General features: G+C 72.9%; 18 protein-coding genes. 17 read left to right on the top strand and 1 reads right to left on the bottom strand.

Annotated features, from left to right (window positions below; all coding sequences use genetic code 11):
- The first annotated feature begins 47 nt into the window (after positions 1 to 47).
- The 8 genes from ACZ3ZD_RS34530 (at position 48) to ACZ3ZD_RS34495 (ending at position 8,683) form a co-directional block, all read left to right on the top strand.
- Positions 48 to 1,154: a quinone-dependent dihydroorotate dehydrogenase gene (locus tag ACZ3ZD_RS34530; protein ID WP_467406505.1), complete on the top strand. Its 1,107-nt coding sequence runs from the start codon at positions 48 to 50 to the stop codon at positions 1,152 to 1,154.
- Positions 1,151 to 1,996, top strand: coding sequence for an orotidine-5'-phosphate decarboxylase (gene pyrF / locus ACZ3ZD_RS34525; protein ID WP_467406504.1), 846 nt, complete (start codon positions 1,151 to 1,153; stop codon positions 1,994 to 1,996). The genes ACZ3ZD_RS34530 and pyrF overlap by 4 nt, the downstream gene beginning before the upstream one ends.
- A gap of 299 nt (positions 1,997 to 2,295) precedes the next feature.
- Positions 2,296 to 2,619, top strand: a complete 324-nt coding sequence (locus tag ACZ3ZD_RS34520; protein WP_003977346.1) for an integration host factor — start codon at positions 2,296 to 2,298, stop codon at positions 2,617 to 2,619.
- A 61-nt stretch (positions 2,620 to 2,680) separates the two neighbouring features.
- Positions 2,681 to 3,274, top strand: coding sequence for a guanylate kinase (gene gmk / locus ACZ3ZD_RS34515; protein WP_467406502.1), 594 nt, complete (start codon positions 2,681 to 2,683; stop codon positions 3,272 to 3,274).
- A 53-nt stretch (positions 3,275 to 3,327) separates the two neighbouring features.
- A complete protein-coding gene (rpoZ, locus tag ACZ3ZD_RS34510) occupies positions 3,328 to 3,600 on the top strand; it encodes a DNA-directed RNA polymerase subunit omega (protein WP_005319902.1) in 273 nt (90 codons plus the stop codon).
- A 114-nt stretch (positions 3,601 to 3,714) separates the two neighbouring features.
- Positions 3,715 to 4,917, top strand: a complete 1,203-nt coding sequence (coaBC, locus tag ACZ3ZD_RS34505; RefSeq protein WP_467406548.1) for a bifunctional phosphopantothenoylcysteine decarboxylase/phosphopantothenate--cysteine ligase CoaBC — start codon at positions 3,715 to 3,717, stop codon at positions 4,915 to 4,917.
- A 248-nt stretch (positions 4,918 to 5,165) separates the two neighbouring features.
- A complete protein-coding gene (gene metK, locus ACZ3ZD_RS34500; protein WP_467406499.1) occupies positions 5,166 to 6,374 on the top strand; it encodes a methionine adenosyltransferase in 1,209 nt (402 codons plus the stop codon).
- Positions 6,375 to 6,532: 158 nt separating this feature from the next.
- On the top strand, positions 6,533 to 8,683 hold the full coding sequence (locus ACZ3ZD_RS34495) for a primosomal protein N' (RefSeq protein WP_467406495.1): 2,151 nt from the start codon (positions 6,533 to 6,535) through the stop codon (positions 8,681 to 8,683).
- Between the two features lie 100 nt (positions 8,684 to 8,783).
- Here ACZ3ZD_RS34495 and ACZ3ZD_RS34490 read toward each other — a convergent pair whose 3' ends face one another.
- Positions 8,784 to 9,317 carry a hypothetical protein gene (locus ACZ3ZD_RS34490; RefSeq protein WP_467406492.1) on the bottom strand — a complete coding sequence of 178 codons (534 nt, stop codon included), beginning with the start codon at positions 9,315 to 9,317 and terminating at the stop codon, positions 8,784 to 8,786.
- A 217-nt stretch (positions 9,318 to 9,534) separates the two neighbouring features.
- Here ACZ3ZD_RS34490 and fmt point away from each other — a divergent pair, with 217 nt between their 5' ends.
- The 9 genes from fmt to ACZ3ZD_RS34445 all read left to right on the top strand — a co-directional run bounded on the left by fmt (position 9,535) and on the right by ACZ3ZD_RS34445 (position 18,700).
- Positions 9,535 to 10,467: a methionyl-tRNA formyltransferase gene (gene fmt / locus ACZ3ZD_RS34485; RefSeq protein ID WP_467406489.1), complete on the top strand. Its 933-nt coding sequence runs from the start codon at positions 9,535 to 9,537 to the stop codon at positions 10,465 to 10,467.
- A gap of 110 nt (positions 10,468 to 10,577) precedes the next feature.
- Positions 10,578 to 11,996, top strand: a complete 1,419-nt coding sequence (locus tag ACZ3ZD_RS34480) for an RsmB/NOP family class I SAM-dependent RNA methyltransferase (protein ID WP_467406485.1) — start codon at positions 10,578 to 10,580, stop codon at positions 11,994 to 11,996.
- Positions 11,997 to 12,125: 129 nt separating this feature from the next.
- A complete protein-coding gene (gene rpe / locus ACZ3ZD_RS34475) occupies positions 12,126 to 12,812 on the top strand; it encodes a ribulose-phosphate 3-epimerase (protein ID WP_467406481.1) in 687 nt (228 codons plus the stop codon).
- A 90-nt stretch (positions 12,813 to 12,902) separates the two neighbouring features.
- Positions 12,903 to 13,946 (top strand): sugar-binding transcriptional regulator, encoded by a 1,044-nt coding sequence (locus ACZ3ZD_RS34470; RefSeq protein WP_467406475.1) that lies wholly within the window; start codon positions 12,903 to 12,905, stop codon positions 13,944 to 13,946.
- 40 nt (positions 13,947 to 13,986) lie between these two features.
- The gene (locus ACZ3ZD_RS34465; protein WP_467406474.1) at positions 13,987 to 14,397 is read left to right on the top strand and encodes a guanyl-specific ribonuclease; all 411 of its coding nucleotides are present in this window, start codon (positions 13,987 to 13,989) and stop codon (positions 14,395 to 14,397) included.
- Positions 14,394 to 14,723, top strand: coding sequence for a barstar family protein (locus ACZ3ZD_RS34460; protein WP_467406471.1), 330 nt, complete (start codon positions 14,394 to 14,396; stop codon positions 14,721 to 14,723). The genes ACZ3ZD_RS34465 and ACZ3ZD_RS34460 overlap by 4 nt, the downstream gene beginning before the upstream one ends.
- Before the next feature lie 132 nt (positions 14,724 to 14,855).
- On the top strand, positions 14,856 to 16,298 hold the full coding sequence (locus ACZ3ZD_RS34455) for a GuaB1 family IMP dehydrogenase-related protein (protein ID WP_467406468.1): 1,443 nt from the start codon (positions 14,856 to 14,858) through the stop codon (positions 16,296 to 16,298).
- A gap of 433 nt (positions 16,299 to 16,731) precedes the next feature.
- A complete protein-coding gene (locus tag ACZ3ZD_RS34450; RefSeq protein WP_467406464.1) occupies positions 16,732 to 18,219 on the top strand; it encodes an amino acid permease in 1,488 nt (495 codons plus the stop codon).
- A 28-nt stretch (positions 18,220 to 18,247) separates the two neighbouring features.
- Positions 18,248 to 18,700 carry an Lrp/AsnC family transcriptional regulator gene (locus tag ACZ3ZD_RS34445; protein WP_450798795.1) on the top strand — a complete coding sequence of 151 codons (453 nt, stop codon included), beginning with the start codon at positions 18,248 to 18,250 and terminating at the stop codon, positions 18,698 to 18,700.
- The last annotated feature ends 19 nt before the right edge of the window (positions 18,701 to 18,719 follow it).

Genomic DNA, 18,719 nt, shown 5'->3' with positions numbered 1-18,719 from the left:
CCCGAGGGGGACACCGGAAACGGTGTCCCCCTCTTCACGAGGACACCATGTACCAGATCTTTTTCCGGCTGTTCTTCCAGCGCATGGACCCCGAGAAGGCCCACTACCTGGCCTTCCGCTGGATCCGCCTCGCCGCCCGCGTCCCCGGGCTGCGCACCTTCGTCGCGGCCGCCCTCGCGCCCCGCCACAAGGAGCTGCGCACCGAGGCCCTCGGGCTGCGCATGCACGGCCCCTTCGGGCTCGCCGCCGGCTTCGACAAGAACGCCGTCGCCATCGACGGCATGTCCATGCTGGGCTTCGACCACGTCGAGATCGGCACGGTGACCGGCGAACCGCAGCCCGGCAACCCCAGGAAGCGGCTGTTCCGCCTGGTCGCGGACCGCGCGCTGATCAACCGCATGGGCTTCAACAACGACGGCTCCCTGGCCGTCGCGGCCCGCCTCGCCACCCGTGAGCCGGTCTTCAGGACGGTGGTCGGCGTCAACATCGGCAAGACCAAGGTCGTCCCGGAGGCGGAGGCCGTCGCCGACTACGTGAAGTCCGCCGAGCGGCTCGCGCCGTACGCCGACTACCTGGTCGTCAACGTCTCCTCCCCGAACACCCCCGGCCTGCGCACCCTCCAGGCGGTGGACCACCTGCGTCCGCTGCTCACCGCCGTGCGCGAGGCCGCCGACCGCACGGTGGCGCACCGGCGCGTCCCGCTCCTGGTGAAGATCGCCCCCGACCTCGCCGACGAGGACGTCGACGCGGTCGCGGACCTCGCCGTGGAGCTGGGCCTGGACGGCATCATCGCCACCAACACCACCATCGCGCGCGAGGGCCTCGGACTGCGCTCCGCGCCCGCGCTGGTGGGGGAGACCGGCGGACTGTCCGGTGCCCCGCTCAAGGAGCGCTCCCTGGAGGTCCTGCGCCGCCTGTACGCGCGCGTGGGCGACCGGATCACCCTGGTGGGCGTCGGCGGCATCGAGACCGCCGAGGACGCCTGGCAGCGCATCCTGGCCGGTGCCACGCTGGTCCAGGGCTACAGCGCCTTCATCTACGAGGGCCCCTTCTGGTGCCGCGCGATCCACAAGGGCCTCGCCGCCCGACTGCGCACCAGCCCGTACGCCACCCTCGCCGACGCGGTCGGCGCCGACGTGAGGAAGCCCGCATGAGCCCGTTGGAGCCCTTCGGTGCCCGGCTGCGCCGCGCCATGGACGAGCGCGGCCCGCTGTGCGTCGGCATCGACCCGCACGCCTCCCTGCTCGCCGAGTGGGGCCTGGACGACGACGTGGCCGGCCTGGAGCGGTTCAGCCGCACCGTCGTCGAGGCCGTGGCCGACCGGGTGGCGGTCCTGAAGCCGCAGAGTGCCTTCTTCGAGCGGTTCGGCTCGCGCGGCCTCGCCGTCCTGGAGCGGTCGGTGCGGGAGGCGCGGGCGGCCGGCGCCCTGGTCGTGACGGACGCCAAGCGCGGTGACATCGGCTCCACCATGGCCGCCTACGCCGAGTCGTTCCTGCACCCGGACGCGCCGCTGTTCTCCGACGCCCTGACCGTCTCGCCGTACCTCGGCTACGGCTCGCTCGCCCCGGCCGTCGCCCTGGCCCGCCAGAGCGGCACCGGGCTGTTCGTGCTGGCGCTGACCTCCAACCCGGAGGGCGGCGAGGTGCAGCACGCGGTGCGCGCCGACGGGCGGAGCGTCGGGGCGACCATGCTGGCCCACCTGGCGGCCGAGAACGCGGGGGAGGAGCCGCTGGGCTCCTTCGGGGCCGTGGTGGGCGCCACGCTCGGCGACCTGTCCTCCTACGACCTGGACGTCAACGGACCGCTCCTCGCGCCCGGCATCGGGGCGCAGGGCGCGACGCCGGCCGACCTGCCCGGGGTGTTCGGTCGGGCCGTCCGCAACGTCGTGCCGAACGTCAGCCGGGGTGTTCTGCGTCACGGTCCCGACGTCAGCGCGCTGCGCGGGGCCGCCGAGCGGTTCGCGGACGAGATCCGGGCCGCCGTCGCCGGGGGCTGAGCCCCGGGCGGGTGCCCGGCGGAGCGGGAACACGGCGACCTGAGTGTGAATACATCCTCAAATCGGGGGCATTATGTCTGAAATGTCCGACCTGGCGGAGGCTGACCAGGACTTTTCCGCTGTTCTCGCTGACTCTGGCGGACTTGCCCGCTAGTCTCCGAGCTGTGGGGACACCCCCACACCCCTGAGGTAGTGGGGGAGAGCGGGCGAAGCGTGTTGCTCGTAGCTCCCCAGGTGTGGGGCGACTAGGTTCCTCACCGGTCCGTATCCGACAGTTCGACATCCGAGGTGACGTAGGCGTGGCTCTTCCGCCCCTTACCCCTGAACAGCGCGCAGCCGCGCTCGAAAAGGCCGCCGCGGCTCGCCGGGAGCGGGCCGAGGTCAAGAATCGACTCAAGCACTCCGGCGCCTCCCTGCACGAGGTCATCAAGCAGGGCCAGGAAAACGACGTCATCGGCAAGATGAAGGTCTCCGCCCTCCTTGAGTCCCTGCCGGGCGTGGGCAAGGTCCGCGCCAAGCAGATCATGGAGCGTCTGGGAATCTCCGAGAGCCGCCGCGTGCGCGGTCTCGGTTCGAACCAGATCGCTTCCCTGGAGCGTGAGTTCGGCAGCACCGGCTCCTGAGATCCGCCTCCCGGCGGGCAGGGAGTCCCGGGCACTCCGGGATTGCTGGAATAATCGCTGCATGGCAGTAACACTCCGGGGGACGACCCCCGAGCCCCCGGACGCACGTCCGCGGCTGACCGTGCTCTCCGGCCCCTCGGGGGTCGGCAAGAGCACGGTCGTCGCCCATATGCGCAAGGAACACCCCGAGGTCTGGCTCTCGGTGTCGGCGACCACCCGCAAGCCGCGCCCCGGTGAGCAGCACGGCGTCCACTACTTCTTCGTCACCGACGAGGAGATGGACAAGCTGATCGCCAACGGCGAGCTGCTGGAATGGGCCGAGTTCGCCGGCAACCGCTACGGCACGCCCCGCGCGGCCGTGCAGGAGCGGCTGGAGAAGGGCGAGCCGGTCCTGCTGGAGATCGACCTCCAGGGCGCCCGGCAGGTCCGCGAGTCCCTGTCCGACGCCCAGCTGGTGTTCCTGGCCCCGCCCTCCTGGGAGGAGCTGGTGCGCCGGCTGACCGGCCGGGGGACCGAGCCGCCCGAGGTCATCGAGCGCCGTCTGGCGGCGGCGAGGACCGAGCTGGCGGCCGAGCCGGAGTTCGACGAGACCCTGGTCAACACCTCCGTCGAGGACGTGGCCCGCGAGCTGCTAGCCTTGATGGACGTTGTGTGATCGTGACTGTGATCACGATGTCTGGTTCTTTCCCATCCATCGGAAGGTAGAGCGTGTCCTCTTCCATCACCGCGCCCGAGGGCATCATCAACCCGCCGATCGACGAGCTTCTTGAGGCGACCGACTCGAAGTACAGCCTCGTGATCTACGCGGCCAAGCGTGCCCGCCAGATCAACGCGTACTACTCGCAGCTCGGTGAGGGCCTCCTTGAGTACGTCGGTCCGCTCGTGGACACCCACGTCCACGAGAAGCCGCTCTCGATCGCGCTGCGCGAGATCAACGCCGGTCTGCTGACCTCCGAGGCCATCGAGGGCCCGGCCCAGTAGTACGCGCGGTAGTACTTTCAGATCGCGACTGACTTATCCACAGGCCCGGCAGTCATGCTGCCGGGCCTGTGGTGTGTCATGGGTGTTGCAGATTCTCGAACGCGAGGAGCCATGGTGGACAAGCCGAAGGTCGTGCTGGGGGTCACGGGCGGCATCGCCGCCTACAAGGCCTGTGAGCTGCTGAGAAGGTTCACGGAGTCGGGCCACGACGTCCGCGTGGTGCCCACCGCCTCCGCGCTGCACTTCGTCGGCGCCGCCACCTGGTCCGCCCTCTCCGGCAACCCGGTCTCCACCGAGGTCTGGGACGAGGTGCACGAGGTCCCGCACGTCCGCATCGGCCAGCACGCCGACCTGGTGGTCGTGGCCCCGGCCACCGCCGACATGCTGGCCAAGGCCGCCCACGGCCTCGCCGACGACCTGCTGACCAACACCCTGCTCACCGCCCGCTGTCCCGTGGTCTTCGCCCCGGCGATGCACACCGAGATGTGGGAGCACCCGGCCACCCGGGAGAACGTGGCCACGCTGCGCCGCCGCGGCGCCGTCGTCGTCGAGCCCGCCGTCGGCCGCCTCACCGGCGTCGACACCGGCAAGGGCCGGCTGCCCGACCCGGCGGAGATCTTCGAGGTGTGCCGCCGCGTGCTGGCCCGGGGCGGCACCGGATCCGACCTCGCGGGGCGGCACGTCGTCGTCTCCGCCGGCGGCACCCGCGAACCCCTCGACCCGGTCCGCTTCCTCGGCAACCGCTCCTCCGGCAAGCAGGGGTACGCCCTCGCCCGCACCGCCGCCGCCCGCGGCGCCCGGGTGACACTGGTCTCGGCCAACACCGGCCTGCCCGACCCGGCGGGCGTGGACGTCGTCCGCGTCGGCACCGCCGTCCAGCTGCGCGAGGCGGTCCTGAAGGCCGCGGCGGACGCGGACGCCGTCGTCATGGCCGCCGCCGTCGCCGACTTCCGCCCGGCCGCGTACGCCACCGGGAAGATCAAGAAGAAGGACGGCCAGGACCCCGACCCGATCGTCCTGGTGCGCAATCCGGACGTCCTCGCGGAGATCTCCGCGGAGCGCGCCCGCCCCGGGCAGGTGGTCGTCGGCTTCGCCGCCGAGACCGACGACGTCCTCGCCAACGGCCGCGCCAAGCTGGCCCGCAAGGGCTGCGACCTCCTCGTGGTCAACGAGGTGGGGGAGCGCAAGACCTTCGGCGCAGAGGAGAACGAGGCCGTCGTGCTGGGCGCCGACGGCAGCGAGACCCCGGTGCCGCACGGCCCCAAGGAGGCCCTCGCCGACACCGTCTGGGACCTGGTCGTACGGCGACTGGGCTAACCGCCCCGCGGGCGAACGGGGGAACTGTCGACCGGGTTCCACCTGGTCCGAACGGGGTGCGGCGGCCCTGGCCAAGGCCGCTCGCCCATGTGCAGAATGCCCGTGCCGCAGGTCACAGCGCTCCCGAGAGGCGAGACAGTGGCCCGCCGGCCGGGTCGGCCCGATAAACTGTCCACGGTCGGCGCCAGGCGCAGCCCACGCCGACCGCAAATGATCAGCCAGCAGCCGCTGCAACCACAGGGAGCGTTGTGTCCCGTCGCCTGTTCACCTCGGAGTCCGTGACCGAGGGTCACCCCGACAAGATCGCTGACCAGATCAGCGACACCATTCTCGACGCGCTTCTGCGCGAGGACCCGACCTCCCGGGTCGCCGTGGAGACGCTGATCACCACCGGCCTGGTCCACGTGGCCGGCGAGGTCACGACCAAGGCGTACGCGCCGATCGCGCAGCTCGTGCGGGACAAGATCCTCGAAATCGGCTACGACTCCTCCAAGAAGGGCTTCGACGGCGCTTCCTGCGGTGTCTCGGTGTCCATCGGCGCGCAGTCCCCGGACATCGCGCAGGGTGTCGACGCGGCGTACGAGGCCCGGGTCGAGGGCGACGACGACGAACTGGACAAGCAGGGCGCGGGCGACCAGGGCCTGATGTTCGGCTACGCGTCCGACGAGACGCCCACCCTGATGCCGCTGCCGATCTTCCTGGCGCACAGGCTGTCCAAGCGCCTCTCGGACGTCCGCAAGAACGGCACCATCCCCTACCTGCGCCCCGACGGCAAGACGCAGGTCACCATCGAGTACGACGGCGACAAGGCCGTCCGCCTCGACACGGTGGTCGTCTCCTCCCAGCACGCCTCCGACATCGACCTGGAGTCGCTGCTCGCGCCCGACATCCGCGAGTTCGTCGTGGAGCCGGAGCTGAAGGCGCTCCTGGACGAGGGCATCAAGCTGGACACCGAGGGCTACCGCCTGCTGGTGAACCCGACCGGCCGTTTCGAGATCGGCGGCCCGATGGGCGACGCCGGCCTCACCGGCCGCAAGATCATCATCGACACCTACGGCGGCATGGCCCGCCACGGCGGTGGCGCGTTCTCCGGCAAGGACCCGTCCAAGGTCGACCGCTCGGCGGCCTACGCGATGCGCTGGGTGGCGAAGAACGTCGTGGCGGCCGGCCTGGCGTCCCGCTGCGAGGTCCAGGTCGCCTACGCGATCGGCAAGGCCGAGCCCGTCGGTCTCTTCGTGGAGACCTTCGGCACGCACAAGATCGATCCCGAGAAGATCGAGAAGGCGATCGACGAGGTCTTCGACCTCCGTCCGGCCGCGATCATCCGCGATCTCGACCTGCTCCGCCCGATCTACTCCCAGACGGCGGCCTACGGCCACTTCGGCCGCGAGCTCCCCGACTTCACCTGGGAGCGCACGGACCGCGTCGACGCCCTGCGCGCCGCCGCGGGCCTGTAACCCCACACCGGCCCGTCCACGGCCCGGCTTCCTTCGGGGAGCCGGGCCGTGGTGTGTCCCGGGTGCGGGGGGCGGGGGCGGCGCGGCCCGGGCCCGGAAGGCCGAGGTGGCCCAAGGGCTCGGCGGTGTTGTCGGTGGGGTTTGGTAAGAATGCAAGGGTGAGCAGCGAGAACGGGGTGGGCGGGGACGGCGGGGCCGAGGGGGCGCCGCCGGAGCAGCTTGCGCTCATTCGGGAGAGTGTCCGGCGGGCCAAGGCGCCGCGGGCCAAGCCGCGGACCTGGCGGGGGGCCGCGCTCGCCAAGGAACTGCCCGTCGCACGGGTGCTGGTCGACAAGGGCGTGCTGCACCTCGACCGGTACTTCGACTACGCCGTCCCGGAGGAGTTGGACGCCGAGGCGCGGCCCGGCGTGCGGGTGCGGGTGCGGTTCGGAGCCGGGCGGCACCGGGTGCGGGAGGGCCGCCGGGAGGGCGGCGGCCTCATCGACGGCTTCCTCATCGAGCGGCGCGCCGAGTCCGACTACCCGGGACCGCTGGCCGCGCTCGCCCAGGTGGTGTCGCCGGAGCCGGTGCTGAGCGAGGAACTGCTCGGCCTCGCCCGCGCCGTCGCCGACCGGTACGCGGGCAGCCTCGCCGACGTCCTCCAGCTGGCCGTGCCGCCGCGCAACGCCCGCGCCGAGCAGCGGACCTCGCCCGCCCCGCTGCCCCCGCCGGAGAAACCTCAGCCCGGCCCCTGGGCGCGCTACGAGCACGGGGCCGCCTTCCTGGACGCGCTGGCCTCCGGCGGGGCGCCCAGGGCCGTGTGGAACGCGCTGCCGGGGCCGCGGTGGAGCGAGGAGCTGGCCCGGGCCGTCGCCGCCACCCTCGCCTCCGGACGCGGTGCCCTCGTCGTCGTACCGGACGGGCGGGCCGCCGCGCGCGTCGACGCCGCCCTGACCGCGCTGCTCGGCACGGGCCGGCACGCGCTGCTCACCGCCGACGCCGGGCCTGAGAAGCGGTACGCGCAGTGGCTCGCGGTGTCGCGGGGTTCGGTGCGGGCCGTCGTGGGGACCCGGGCGGCGATGTTCGCACCCGTGCGGGATTTGGGGCTCGTCGCCGTCTGGGACGACGGGGACGACAGCCACAGCGAGCAGCACGCCCCCCAGCCGCACGCCCGGGATGTGCTCCTGCTCCGCGCCGCGCTGGACAAGTGCGCCTTCCTGCTGGGGGGTTGGAGCTGCACGGTGGAGGCCGCCCAGCTCGTCGAGAGCGGCTGGGCGCGGCCGTTGGCCGCCGGGCGGGAGCAGGTGCGCCGGACCGCGCCCCTGGTCCGCACGGTCGGCGACGACGACCTCGCGCGCGACGAGGCCGCCCGGGCCGCCCGGCTGCCCACCCTCGCCTGGCAGGCGGCCCGCGAGGGGCTGCGGCACGGGCCGGTGCTGGTGCAGGTGCCCCGCCGTGGCTACGCGCCCCGCATGGCCTGTGCCCGGTGCCGGGCGCCCGCCCGGTGCCGGCACTGCTCCGGACCGCTCCAGGGGCAGGACGCGGGCGTGCTGCGCTGCGACTGGTGCGGACGCGAGGAGGGCGCCTGGCACTGCCCGGAGTGCGGCGGCTTCCGGCTCCGCGCCCAGGTCGTGGGCGCGCGCCGCACCGCCGAGGAACTGGGGCGGGCCTTCCCCGCCGTACCGGTGCGCACCTCGGGGCGCGAGCACGTGCTGGACACCGTGCCGGACGCGCCCGCGCTGGTCGTCAGCACGCCGGGCGCCGAACCCGTCGCCGAGGGCGGATACGCGGCGGCGCTCCTGCTGGACGGCTGGGCCATGCTCGTACGGCCCGACCTGCGGGCCGGTGAGGACGCGCTGCGCCGGTGGATCGCGGCCGGCGCGCTGGTGCGGCCCCAGAGCGAGGGGGGCACCGTGGTCGTGGTGGCCGAGCCGACCCTGCGGCCCGTGCAGGCGCTGGTGCGCTGGGACCCGGTCGGGCACGCCGTGCGGGAGCTGGCCGAGCGGGCCGAGCTGGGCTTCCCGCCGGTGTCCCGGATGGCGGCCGTGTCCGGTCCGCCCGCGGCCGTCGCCGAGTTCCTGGCGGCGGCCGGCCTGCCGCCGGACGCCGAGGTGCTGGGTCCGGTACCGCTGCCGCCCCCGCCGCCCGGCCGGCCCCACCGACCCGGCGCGCCGCCACCCGGCGAGCACTGGGAGCGGGCCCTGGTCCGGGTGCCGCCGGGCAGCGGGGCCGCGCTGGCCACCGCCCTGAAGACGGCCCAGGCCGCGCGCATGGCGCGGGGCGGCGCGGAGGCGGTACGGGTACGGATCGACCCACCGGACATCGGCTGACACCGGGTGTCTCGCCGGGGCGTTCCACGGCGGTGACGGACGCCCGGCACGCGGCCGCCCTCACGGACGGGATCCGGGAGGGCGGGGCCGGGTGGGGGCGTCAGCCGTTGCGGGGGCCGGGGAAGGCCGTCGGCCGGACGTCGTCGCGCAGCGCGGGGCTGCCCGCGGTCGGCTGGGTGGGCATGGAGCGGGCCGCGGGGACCGTCGGCAGCCCGGTGGGCACGTTGATCGTGCGGGTGCCGGTCGGCTCCGGTGTCCGCTCGGCCTCGGCCGCCGCCTGGGCCGCGGCACGGCGGGCGCCGTAACGGCGGTGCACCGCCTGCTTGGTGACCCCGAGCGCCGAGCCCACCGCGTCCCACGAGAAGCCGAGCGAGCGGTCGAAGTCCACGGCGGCCGTGACCAGGGTTTCGACACTGTCCCGGAGTTCCTGGGCGAGGCGGACCGTCGGCGCGGGGGCGCGTCCGTAGACGACGAAGCCCGTGGACGGGCCGGTGCGGCGCGGGCGGTAGACGTTGCCCAGCTGGGCGGTGAGCGTGCGCAGCGCGTCCACCTGCCGGCGGACCCGCTCGATGTCCCGCACCAGCAAGTGCAGGCTGGCCCGGGCCTGGGCGTCGTGGGTTGCGTGGTCGGCCATGAACAAGCCTCTCGAACCGGCGTTGAAAGGAACTGGGCCGGGAGAAGCGGCCCGATGTGGTCAACTCTTTCTTGACCAACGCGCTGACGCTCCGCTGGTCACGGGGTGGGGGCGTACGGGCATATGCGTACGCCCGCCCATCCGCTCGTGCGCCGTTCATGGTCATAGACTGGTGTGCTGCCCGCCCGACCCCCGCCCGAGAGGCCCGATCCCGCCCATGAAGCTCGTCTTCGCCGGTACCCCCGAGGTCGCCGTTCCCGCTCTGGACGCTCTGCTCGCCTCCGGGCGGCACGAGGTGGCCGCCGTCGTCACGCGGCCCGACGCGCCGGCCGGGCGCGGGCGCCGACTGGTCGCGTCGCCCGTGGCCGAGCGGGCGGAGGAGGCCGGGATCGAGGTCCTGAAGCCGCACAAGCCCCGGGACCCGGAGTTCCTGGAGCGGCTGACGGAGATCGCGCCGGACTGCTGCCCGGTCGTCGCCTACGGCGCCCTGCTGCCGAAGGCGGCCCTGGACATCCCCGCGCACGGCTGGGTCAACCTGCACTTCTCGCTGCTGCCCGCCTGGCGCGGCGCGGCGCCGGTGCAGCACGCCATCATGGCGGGCGACGAGATCACCGGGGCGTCCACGTTCCTCATCGAGGAGGGCCTGGACTCCGGGCCGGTCTACGGCACGGTGACCGAGGAGATCCGCCCCACCGACACCAGCGGTGACCTGCTCACCCGGCTCGCCTTCGCGGGCTCGGGGCTGCTCGCGGCGACCATGGACGGCATCGCGGACGGCGCCCTGAAGGCCGTACCGCAGCCCGCCGAGGGCATCTCCCTCGCGCCGAAGATCACAGTCGAGGACGCCCAGGTGGACTGGGCGGCGCCGGCGCTGCGCGTCGACCGGGTCGTGCGCGGCTGCACCCCGGCGCCCGGTGCGTGGACCGTCTTCCGCGGCGAGCGGCTCAAGCTCATCCAGGTCACGCCCGTGCCCGAGCGGACCGACCTCGCGCCGGGCCGGCTCGCGGTGGGCAAGAACAGCGTGCACGTGGGCACCGGTTCGTACGCCGTCGAGCTGCTCTGGGTCCAGGCCCAGGGCAAGAAGCCGATGCGCGCCGCCGACTGGGCGAGGGGAGCGCGCATCACGGGCTCCGACAGCCTCGGCGCCTGAGCTGCCTGACCCACCGGACGCGTGGACGACAACCCCGGGCGGCCAGGAGGGCGCTGCGGCCGACGTAGGCTGGAGCCGCATCCCCTTCTTCCCACCCGGAGCACCTTTTCGTGAGCGAGCAGTCCCGGCGGCCGCGCAAGCCCGCCAAGCCCTACCGCCGTCCCCAGAAGGACCCCGTCCGCATCCTCGCCTTCGAGGCGCTGCGCGCGGTGGACGAGCGGGACGCGTACGCCAACCTCGTGCTGCCGCCGCTGCTCAGGAAGGCCCGCGAGAAGGGCGACTTCGACGCCCGGGACGCCGCCCTCGCCACCGAGCTGGTGTACGGCACGCTGCGCCGGCAGGGCACGTACGACGCCGTCGTCGCCGCCTGTGTCGACCGGCCGCTGCGCGAGGTCGACCCGCCGGTGCTGGACGTGCTCAGCCTCGGCGTGCACCAGTTGCTCGGCACACGGATCCCCACCCACGCCGCCGTCTCCTCCGCCGTCGAGCTGGCCCGCGTGGTGCTCGGGGACGGACGGGCCAAGTTCGTCAACGCCGTGCTGCGGAAGGTGGCCCAGAACGACCTCGGCGGATGGGTCGAGAAGGTCGCGCCGCCCTACGACGACGATCCCGAGGACCACCTCGCCGTCGTGCACTCCCACCCCCGCTGGGTCGTCTCCGCGCTGTGGGACTCCCTCGGCGGTGGCCGGGCCGGCATCGAGGAGCTGCTGGCGGCCGACAACGAGCGGCCCGAGGTGACGCTGGTCGCCCGGCCGGGGCGGGCCACCACCGAGGAGCTGCTGCGCGAGGACGCCGCCGTACCGGGGCGCTGGTCGCCGTACGCCGTGCGGCTCGCCGAGGGCGGTGAGCCGGGCGCGGTGGAGGCCGTCCGCGAGGGGCGCGCCGGCGTCCAGGACGAGGGCAGCCAGCTGGTCGCCCTCGCGCTGGCGAACGCCCCGCTCGACGGACCCGACGAGAAGTGGCTCGACGCGTGCGCCGGCCCGGGCGGCAAGGCGGCGCTGCTCGGCGCCCTCGCCGCCGCGCGCGGGGCCACGCTGCTCGCCTCGGAGAAGCAGCCGCACCGGGCCGCCCTGGTGGCCAAGGCGCTGCACGGCAATCCCGGGCCGTACCAGGTCATCGCCGCCGACGGCACCCGCCCGCCGTGGCGCCCCCGGACCTTCGACCGGGTGCTGGTCGACGTGCCCTGCACCGGTCTGGGCGCCCTGCGCCGCCGTCCCGAGGCCCGCTGGCGCCGCCGCCCCGAGGACCTGGACAACTTCGCCCCGCTCCAGCGCGGACTGCTGCGCACCGCCCTGGACTCGGTGCGCGTCGGCGGAGTCGTCGGCTACGCCACCTGCTCCCCGCACCTCGCCGAGACCCGCGCGGTCGTGGCCGACGTCCTCAAACAGCACCCGGACGCCGAGCTGGTCGACGCCCGCCCTCTCCTGCCCGGCGTCCCGGACCTGGGCGAGGGCCCCGACCTGCAGCTCTGGCCGCACCTCCACGGCACGGACGCGATGTACCTGGCCCTGATCCGCAGAACCGCGTGAAGCCGCCGGGCGCAGCGCCCCGAAAGGGGCGCGAGGAACGGCGCGACCGGCCCCCACCGGCCCGGCAGCCGCATCCCCATCCGAGGACCGCCGCTGCGGCACGGAGCGGCGGCATGGCAGGCTTGGGGCATGGCCGCGCAGATCAACCCCAGCATCCTGTCCGCCGACTTCGCCCGCCTCGCGGAGGAGGCCAAGGCGGTCCAGGGCGCCGACTGGCTCCATGTCGACGTCATGGACAACCACTTCGTCCCGAACCTCACGCTCGGCGTGCCGGTGGTGGAGTCCCTGGCCCGTGCGACGGACACCCCGCTGGACTGCCACCTGATGATCGAGCAGCCCGACCGGTGGGCGCCCCAGTACGTCGAGGCGGGGGCCTCCTCGGTCACCTTCCACGTGGAGGCGGCCGCCGCCCCCGTACGGCTCGCCCGGGAGATCCGCGCCAAGGGCGCCCGCGCCTCCATGGCGCTCAAGCCCGCCACACCGATCGAGCCGTACGAGGACCTGCTCCCGGAACTCGACATGCTGCTCGTCATGACGGTGGAACCGGGCTTCGGCGGCCAGGCGTTCCTGGACATCATGCTGCCCAAGATCCGCCGCACCCGTGAGCTGATCAGGAAGCACGGCCTGCAGCTGTGGCTGCAGGTGGACGGGGGTGTCTCGGCCTCGACGATCGAGCGGTGCGCGGACGCGGGAGCGGACGTGTTCGTCGCCGGCTCGGCCGTCTACGGTGCGGACGACCCGGCGGAGGCCGTACGCGCCCTGCGCACGCGGGCGGAGGCGGCCACCGCCAAGGCGTCCTGGGCATGCGACCACTGAGCCACGGCAAAGTGAACGCTTGAGTGAACGCCGCCCATCAGGGCGGATCAGTAGCGCCGAATCTGCGAGGATGAACGGCGAATCCAGAGTGTGAACAGCAGTGAGGAGATCGCCGTGTCGGGTATGTCGGCGGGCCGGTCAGCCATGCGGATGGGACCCGCTGAGCTGGTGCAGGCGGCGGCCATGGCCCGCCGCTTCTACCTTGAGGGCAAGTCCAAGATCCAGATCGCGGAGGAGTTCGGCGTCAGCCGCTTCAAGGTGGCCCGGGTCCTGGAGACGGCCCTCGAACGGGATCTCGTCCGCATCGAGATCCGCGTCCCGGCCGAGCTGGACGCCGAGCGCTCCGACGCGCTCCGCGCCCGCTACGGCCTGCGGCACGCCGTCGTGGTCGAGTCCCCGGCCGAGGCCGAGGAGACCCCCGACCCCGAGAACCTCGGCGAGGTGGCCGCCGACCTGCTCGGCGAGCTCGTCAACGAGGGGGACGTCCTCGGGCTGGCCTGGGGCCGGTCCACCATCCACATGGCGGCGGCGCTCGACCGGCTGCCGCCGTGCACGGTGGTGCAGCTGACGGGCGTGTACGACGCCGGGACCGCCGAGCGCGGCTCGGTGGAGGCGGTCCGCCGGGCCGCCCAGGTCTCCGGCGGCGACGCCCACCCCATCTACGCGCCGATGCTGCTGCCGGACGCGGCCACCGCGGTGGCCCTGCGCAACCAGACCGGGATCGCCCGGGCCTTCGAGTACTTCGACAAGGTCACGGTCGCCTGTGTCTCCATCGGCTCCTGGGAGCCGGGCATCTCGACCGTGCACGACATGCTCAGCGACGAGGAGCGGGCGCACTACGCCTCGCTCGGTGTCGCCGCCGAGATGTCGGCGCACCTCTTCGACGCCGAGGGACGCCGCATCGGACGGGACCTGGGGGAGCGGTGCATCACGGTCAAGGCCGACCAGCTGCGCCGTATCCCGGAGGTCGTGGCGATCGCGGGCGGGCAGCGCAAGGCGTCCGCGATCGACGCGGTGCTGCGCTCCGGGCTGGTCACCAGCCTGGTGACGGACACCTCGGCCGCCGACTACCTGATGACGGCGGGGCCCACGCCGAAGCCGGCGCTCAACCGTCAGGACCCCGACGGGGTCTGACGGAGGGTCGTGCCCGGGCGGCCGTGGCAGCATCGTCCGCATGCTGCCACGGTTCGTCCCCCGCGCCCTCGCCGGGCTGCTCGTCGCTCTCGCCGTCCTCCTGACGGGGTGCGCGGGCGGCTCCGCCCCGGCCCCGCCGGGCACGGGCACCGCCACCCCGCCCTGGGCCCGGGGCATGGCCACCGTCCAGGAGTCCCGGCTCCCGGCCGAGGCCCGCAGGACACTCGCCCTCGTCGACAAGGGCGGCCCCTTCCCCTACGCCAAGGACGGCACCGTCTTCGGCGACTTCGAGGGACGGCTGCCGAAGCACCGGCGCGGCTACTACCACGAGTACACCGTGCCGACCCCCGGCTCACCCGACCGCGGGGCCCGGCGCCTGGTCACCGGGCGAGACGGGGAGATCTACTACACCGATGATCACTACGAGTCGTTCCGGGCGGTACTGAGATGAGCGAAGACCTGACCGGCCGTTTCGTGGTCGTCCTCGACCTCGACGGCGTCACCGACAAGGCCGGGCTGATGGACCGCGCCGCCCGGACCCTGTCGCTGCCCGGCTGGTTCGGCCGCAACTGGGACGCGCTGGCCGACTCCCTGTCCGACCTGTCCGTGTGGCCGCAGGAGGCCGAGGGCAGGGGGCTCCTGGTCGTCGTACGCGGCTGGGAGGGCTACGCGCGGCAGCGGCCCCAGGAGTGGGAGACCGCCCAGGAGGTCTTCACGCACGCCATGCGCGTGATGCCGGCGCTGACCGTCGCCCTCGCCCTTGGAGGAAGCTCCTAGGCGACCCGCGGCGACCCTGGATGTTCCGTCGGGGCATGACACGGCCCCCGACATGGGAGAATGAAGTACGTGCTCTTTCCCCCTGGCACACCTGTCCGGGGGTCACCTCTGATCGACTGGGATGTGCAGCACGTGCGTTTCCTCAATGACATCCAGCCCGCGTACGACCTGACGTACGACGACGTGTTCATGGTGCCGAGCCGTTCCGCGGTCGGCTCGCGTCAGGGCGTGGACCTCAGCTCGCCGGACGGCACGGGCACCACCATCCCGCTCGTCGTCGCCAACATGACCGCCATCGCCGGCCGCCGGATGGCCGAGACCATGGCTCGCCGGGGCGGCCTCGTGGTCATCCCGCAGGACATCCCGATCGACGTCGTCACCGACGTGGTCTCCTGGGTGAAGAGCCGCCACCTGGTGCTGGACACCCCCATCGTGCTCGCGCCGCACCAGACCGTCGCCGACGCGCTCGCGCTGCTGCCCAAGCGGGCGCACAACGCCGGTGTGGTCGTGGACGAGAACCGGCGGCCCGTCGGTGTCGTCACCGACGCCGACCTGTCCGGCGTCGACCGCTTCACCCAGCTCGAAGTGGTCATGTCCAAGGACCTGCTCCTGCTGGACGCCGACATCGACCCGCGCGAGGCCTTCAACACCCTCGACCAGCACAACCGCCGCTACGCCCCGGCCGTCGACGAGGACGGCAGGCTGGCCGGCATCCTCACCCGCAAGGGCGCCCTGCGCGCCACGCTCTACACGCCCGCCGTGGACGCCCAGGGCAGGCTGCGGATCGCCGCCGCCGTCGGCATCAACGGCGATGTGGCGGGCAAGGCCAAGCAGCTGCTCGACGCGGGCGTGGACACGCTCGTCATCGACACCGCGCACGGCCATCAGGAGTCGATGATCAGCGCCATCAGGGTGGTGCGCGCGCTCGACCCGCGGGTGCCGATCGTCGCCGGCAACATCGTCTCCGCCGAGGGCGTCAAGGACCTGATCGACGCCGGCGCGGACATCATCAAGGTCGGTGTCGGCCCGGGCGCCATGTGCACCACCCGCATGATGACCGGTGTGGGCCGGCCGCAGTTCTCCGCCGTCCTGGAGTGCGCCGCCGAGGCCAGGAAGTACGGCAAGCACGTGTGGGCCGACGGCGGTGTCCGCCACCCGCGTGACGTCGCCATGGCGCTCGCGGCCGGCGCGTCGAACGTGATGGTCGGATCCTGGTTCGCGGGCACGTACGAGTCCCCGGGCGACCTCCAGCACGACGCCAGCGGCCGTGCCTACAAGGAGTCGTTCGGCATGGCCTCCGCCCGTGCCGTGGCCAACCGCACGTCCGACGAGTCCGCGTACGACCGCGCCCGCAAGGCGTTGTTCGAGGAGGGCATCTCCACCTCCCGCATGTTCCTCGACCCGGCCCGTCCGGGCGTCGAGGACCTGGTCGACTCGATCATCGCGGGCGTCCGCTCCTCCTGCACCTACGCCGGCGCGGGCTCCCTGGAGGAGTTCGCCGAGAAGGCCGTCATCGGCGTCCAGAGCGCGGCCGGCTACGCCGAGGGCAAGCCGCTGCACGCCAGCTGGAGCTAGGTCCTTTCCGTCGGATCGGGTCGGCCTCGGGTGGCGGTGCCTTCGGGCGACGCCGGCGAGGTCCGAAGAGAGTGCCTGGACGGCCCCCGCCGCTCCCGTACCCGGGAGCGGCGGGGGCCGTCGGCGTTCCCGCACCAGGAGCCCCCGGACCGCCGCTGAGCAGGCACGGGAGATCATCGCGCAACGGTCGACAGCGCCTGCGCAACGATTTGTCATTCCGGCCGGATGAACGCAATGATCATGCGGGGATGCGCAAGGTTGCTGCATTACGCCCGTGAAGGCCAGCCTCGTAGGGTGCTGCGCTAGTACGTGTGTGCCGGGGACCCCGCTCGGTCGGTTCCTGCCCCGCAGGCTCCCCCGGTCCCGGCCGCGACGGCCGGCGGACATGCCGGTCCGTACTCTCACTCGACGGCAGCGAACAAGGAGCCAGCGCGTGCTCGATCAAGGCGCACCCCCGCAGAACCCGCTATCGGCCGCCCCCGCGTCCCCGGGCGTCGCCGCGCGCCTGCTGCGTCGCAAGCCCGTGGAACGCCTGGTCGCAGAGGGCGGCCAGGGCGAGGGAGGACAGCTTCGGCGCTCCCTCGGGATGTGGCAGCTGACCATGATCAGCATCGGTGCCACGCTCGGCACCGGCATCTTCGTCGTCCTCGGCGACGCCGTCCCGGAGGCCGGTCCCGCGGTCACCCTGTCCTTCGTGATCGCCGGCCTCACGGCTCTCTTCTCCGCCCTGTCCTACGCCGAGCTGGCGGGCAGCATCCCGGTCGCCGGCTCCTCCTACTCGTATGCGTACGCAACGCTGGGCGAGCTGGTCGCCTGGGTGTGCGGCTGGTGCCTGGTGCTGGAGTACGGCGTGTCGGTGGCCGCCGTCGCCGTCGGCTGGGGCCAGTACCTGAACGAGCTGCTTGACGGCACCATCGGCGTCACCATCCCGAGCGCCCTGTCCTCGGCGCCGGGCGAGGGCGGTGTCATCAACCTGCCCGCGCTGATCGTCGTCCTGCTGGCGATGGTGTTCCTGCTCGGCGGCGCCCGGGAGTCCGCCCGCGCCAACACCATCATGGTCAGTGTGAAGATCGCCGCGCTGGTGCTGTTCTGCGCCATCGGCGTGATGGGCTTCAAGTCCGGCAACTACGCCGACTTCATGCCGCTCGGCATGACCGGGGTCAGCGCCGCCGGCGCCACGCTGTTCTTCTCGTACATCGGCTTCGACGCCGCCTCCACCGCCGGCGAGGAGGCGAAGGACCCCAAGCGGGACCTGCCGCGGGCGATCATGCTGTCGCTGATCATCGTGACCGCGCTGTACGTGCTCGTCGCGGGCGTCGCCGTCGGCGCCTGGAACTGGAAGAAGTTCGACGGTTCGGAGGCGACCCTCGCCGCGATCATGGACGATGTCAGCGGCCAGACCTTCTGGGGCACCCTGCTCGCCCTGGGCGCGGTCATCTCCATCGCCAGCGTGGTGCTCACCGTGCTCTACGGCCAGACCCGCATCCTCTTCGCCATGGCCCGCGACGGCCTGATGCCGAAGGCGCTCGGCAGGATCCACTCCAAGACCGGCGCCCCCCGCCTCAACACGGTGATCGTCTCCCTCTTCTGCGGTGTGCTCGCCGCCCTCATCCCGCTCGGCAAGCTCGTCGACGCCACCAGCATCGGCACGCTGTTCGCCTTCGGTCTGGTCAACATCGCGGTGATCGTGCTGCGCTACAAGCGGCCGAACCTGGAGCGCACGTTCAGGGTGCCGTTCGGGCCGGTCCTGCCGGTGCTGGGCTTCGTCTTCTGCGCCTACAACATGTCCAGCCTCGACACCGTGACGTGGGTCGTCTTCGGATGCTGGATGGCCGCGGGACTCGTGTTCTACTTCCTGTACGGCTATCGCCGTTCCCGTCTTGCGACCGGTGAGGACATCGCGGTGACGGCAGAGAAGTGACCCGAACCGAAGAAGTGAACCACCCCCAGTGCTGAACGATCTCGACGAACGCATCGTGCACGCCCTCGCCGAGGACGCCCGCCGCTCCTACGCGGACATCGGGCAGATGGTCGGCCTGTCCGCGCCCGCCGTGAAGCGGCGCGTGGACCGGCTGCGGTCCACCGGAGCCATCACCGGGTTCACCGTCCGGGTGGACCCGGCGGCGCTCGGCTGGGAGACCGAGGGCTACATCGAGATCTACTGCCGGCGCAACACCTCGCCGGAGACCATCCAGCGGGGCCTGGAGCGCTACCAGGAGGTCGTGGCCGCGTCGACGGTCACCGGCGACGCGGACGCGATCGCCCAGGTCTTCGCCTCCGACATGCGCCACTTCGAGCGGGTGCTGGAGCGGATCGCCGGGGAGCCGTTCGTGGAGCGGACCAAGTCGGTCCTGGTCCTCTCCCCGCTGCTGCGCCGCTTCTCGTCGGGCGCCCCGGGCTAGCTGGGCAGGCCCCGAGCAC

Source organism: Streptomyces sp. NPDC023481 (assembly GCF_055560195.1).
Note: the sequence above shows the minus strand (reverse complement) of the source record. Positions and strands in the feature narration are given on the sequence as shown.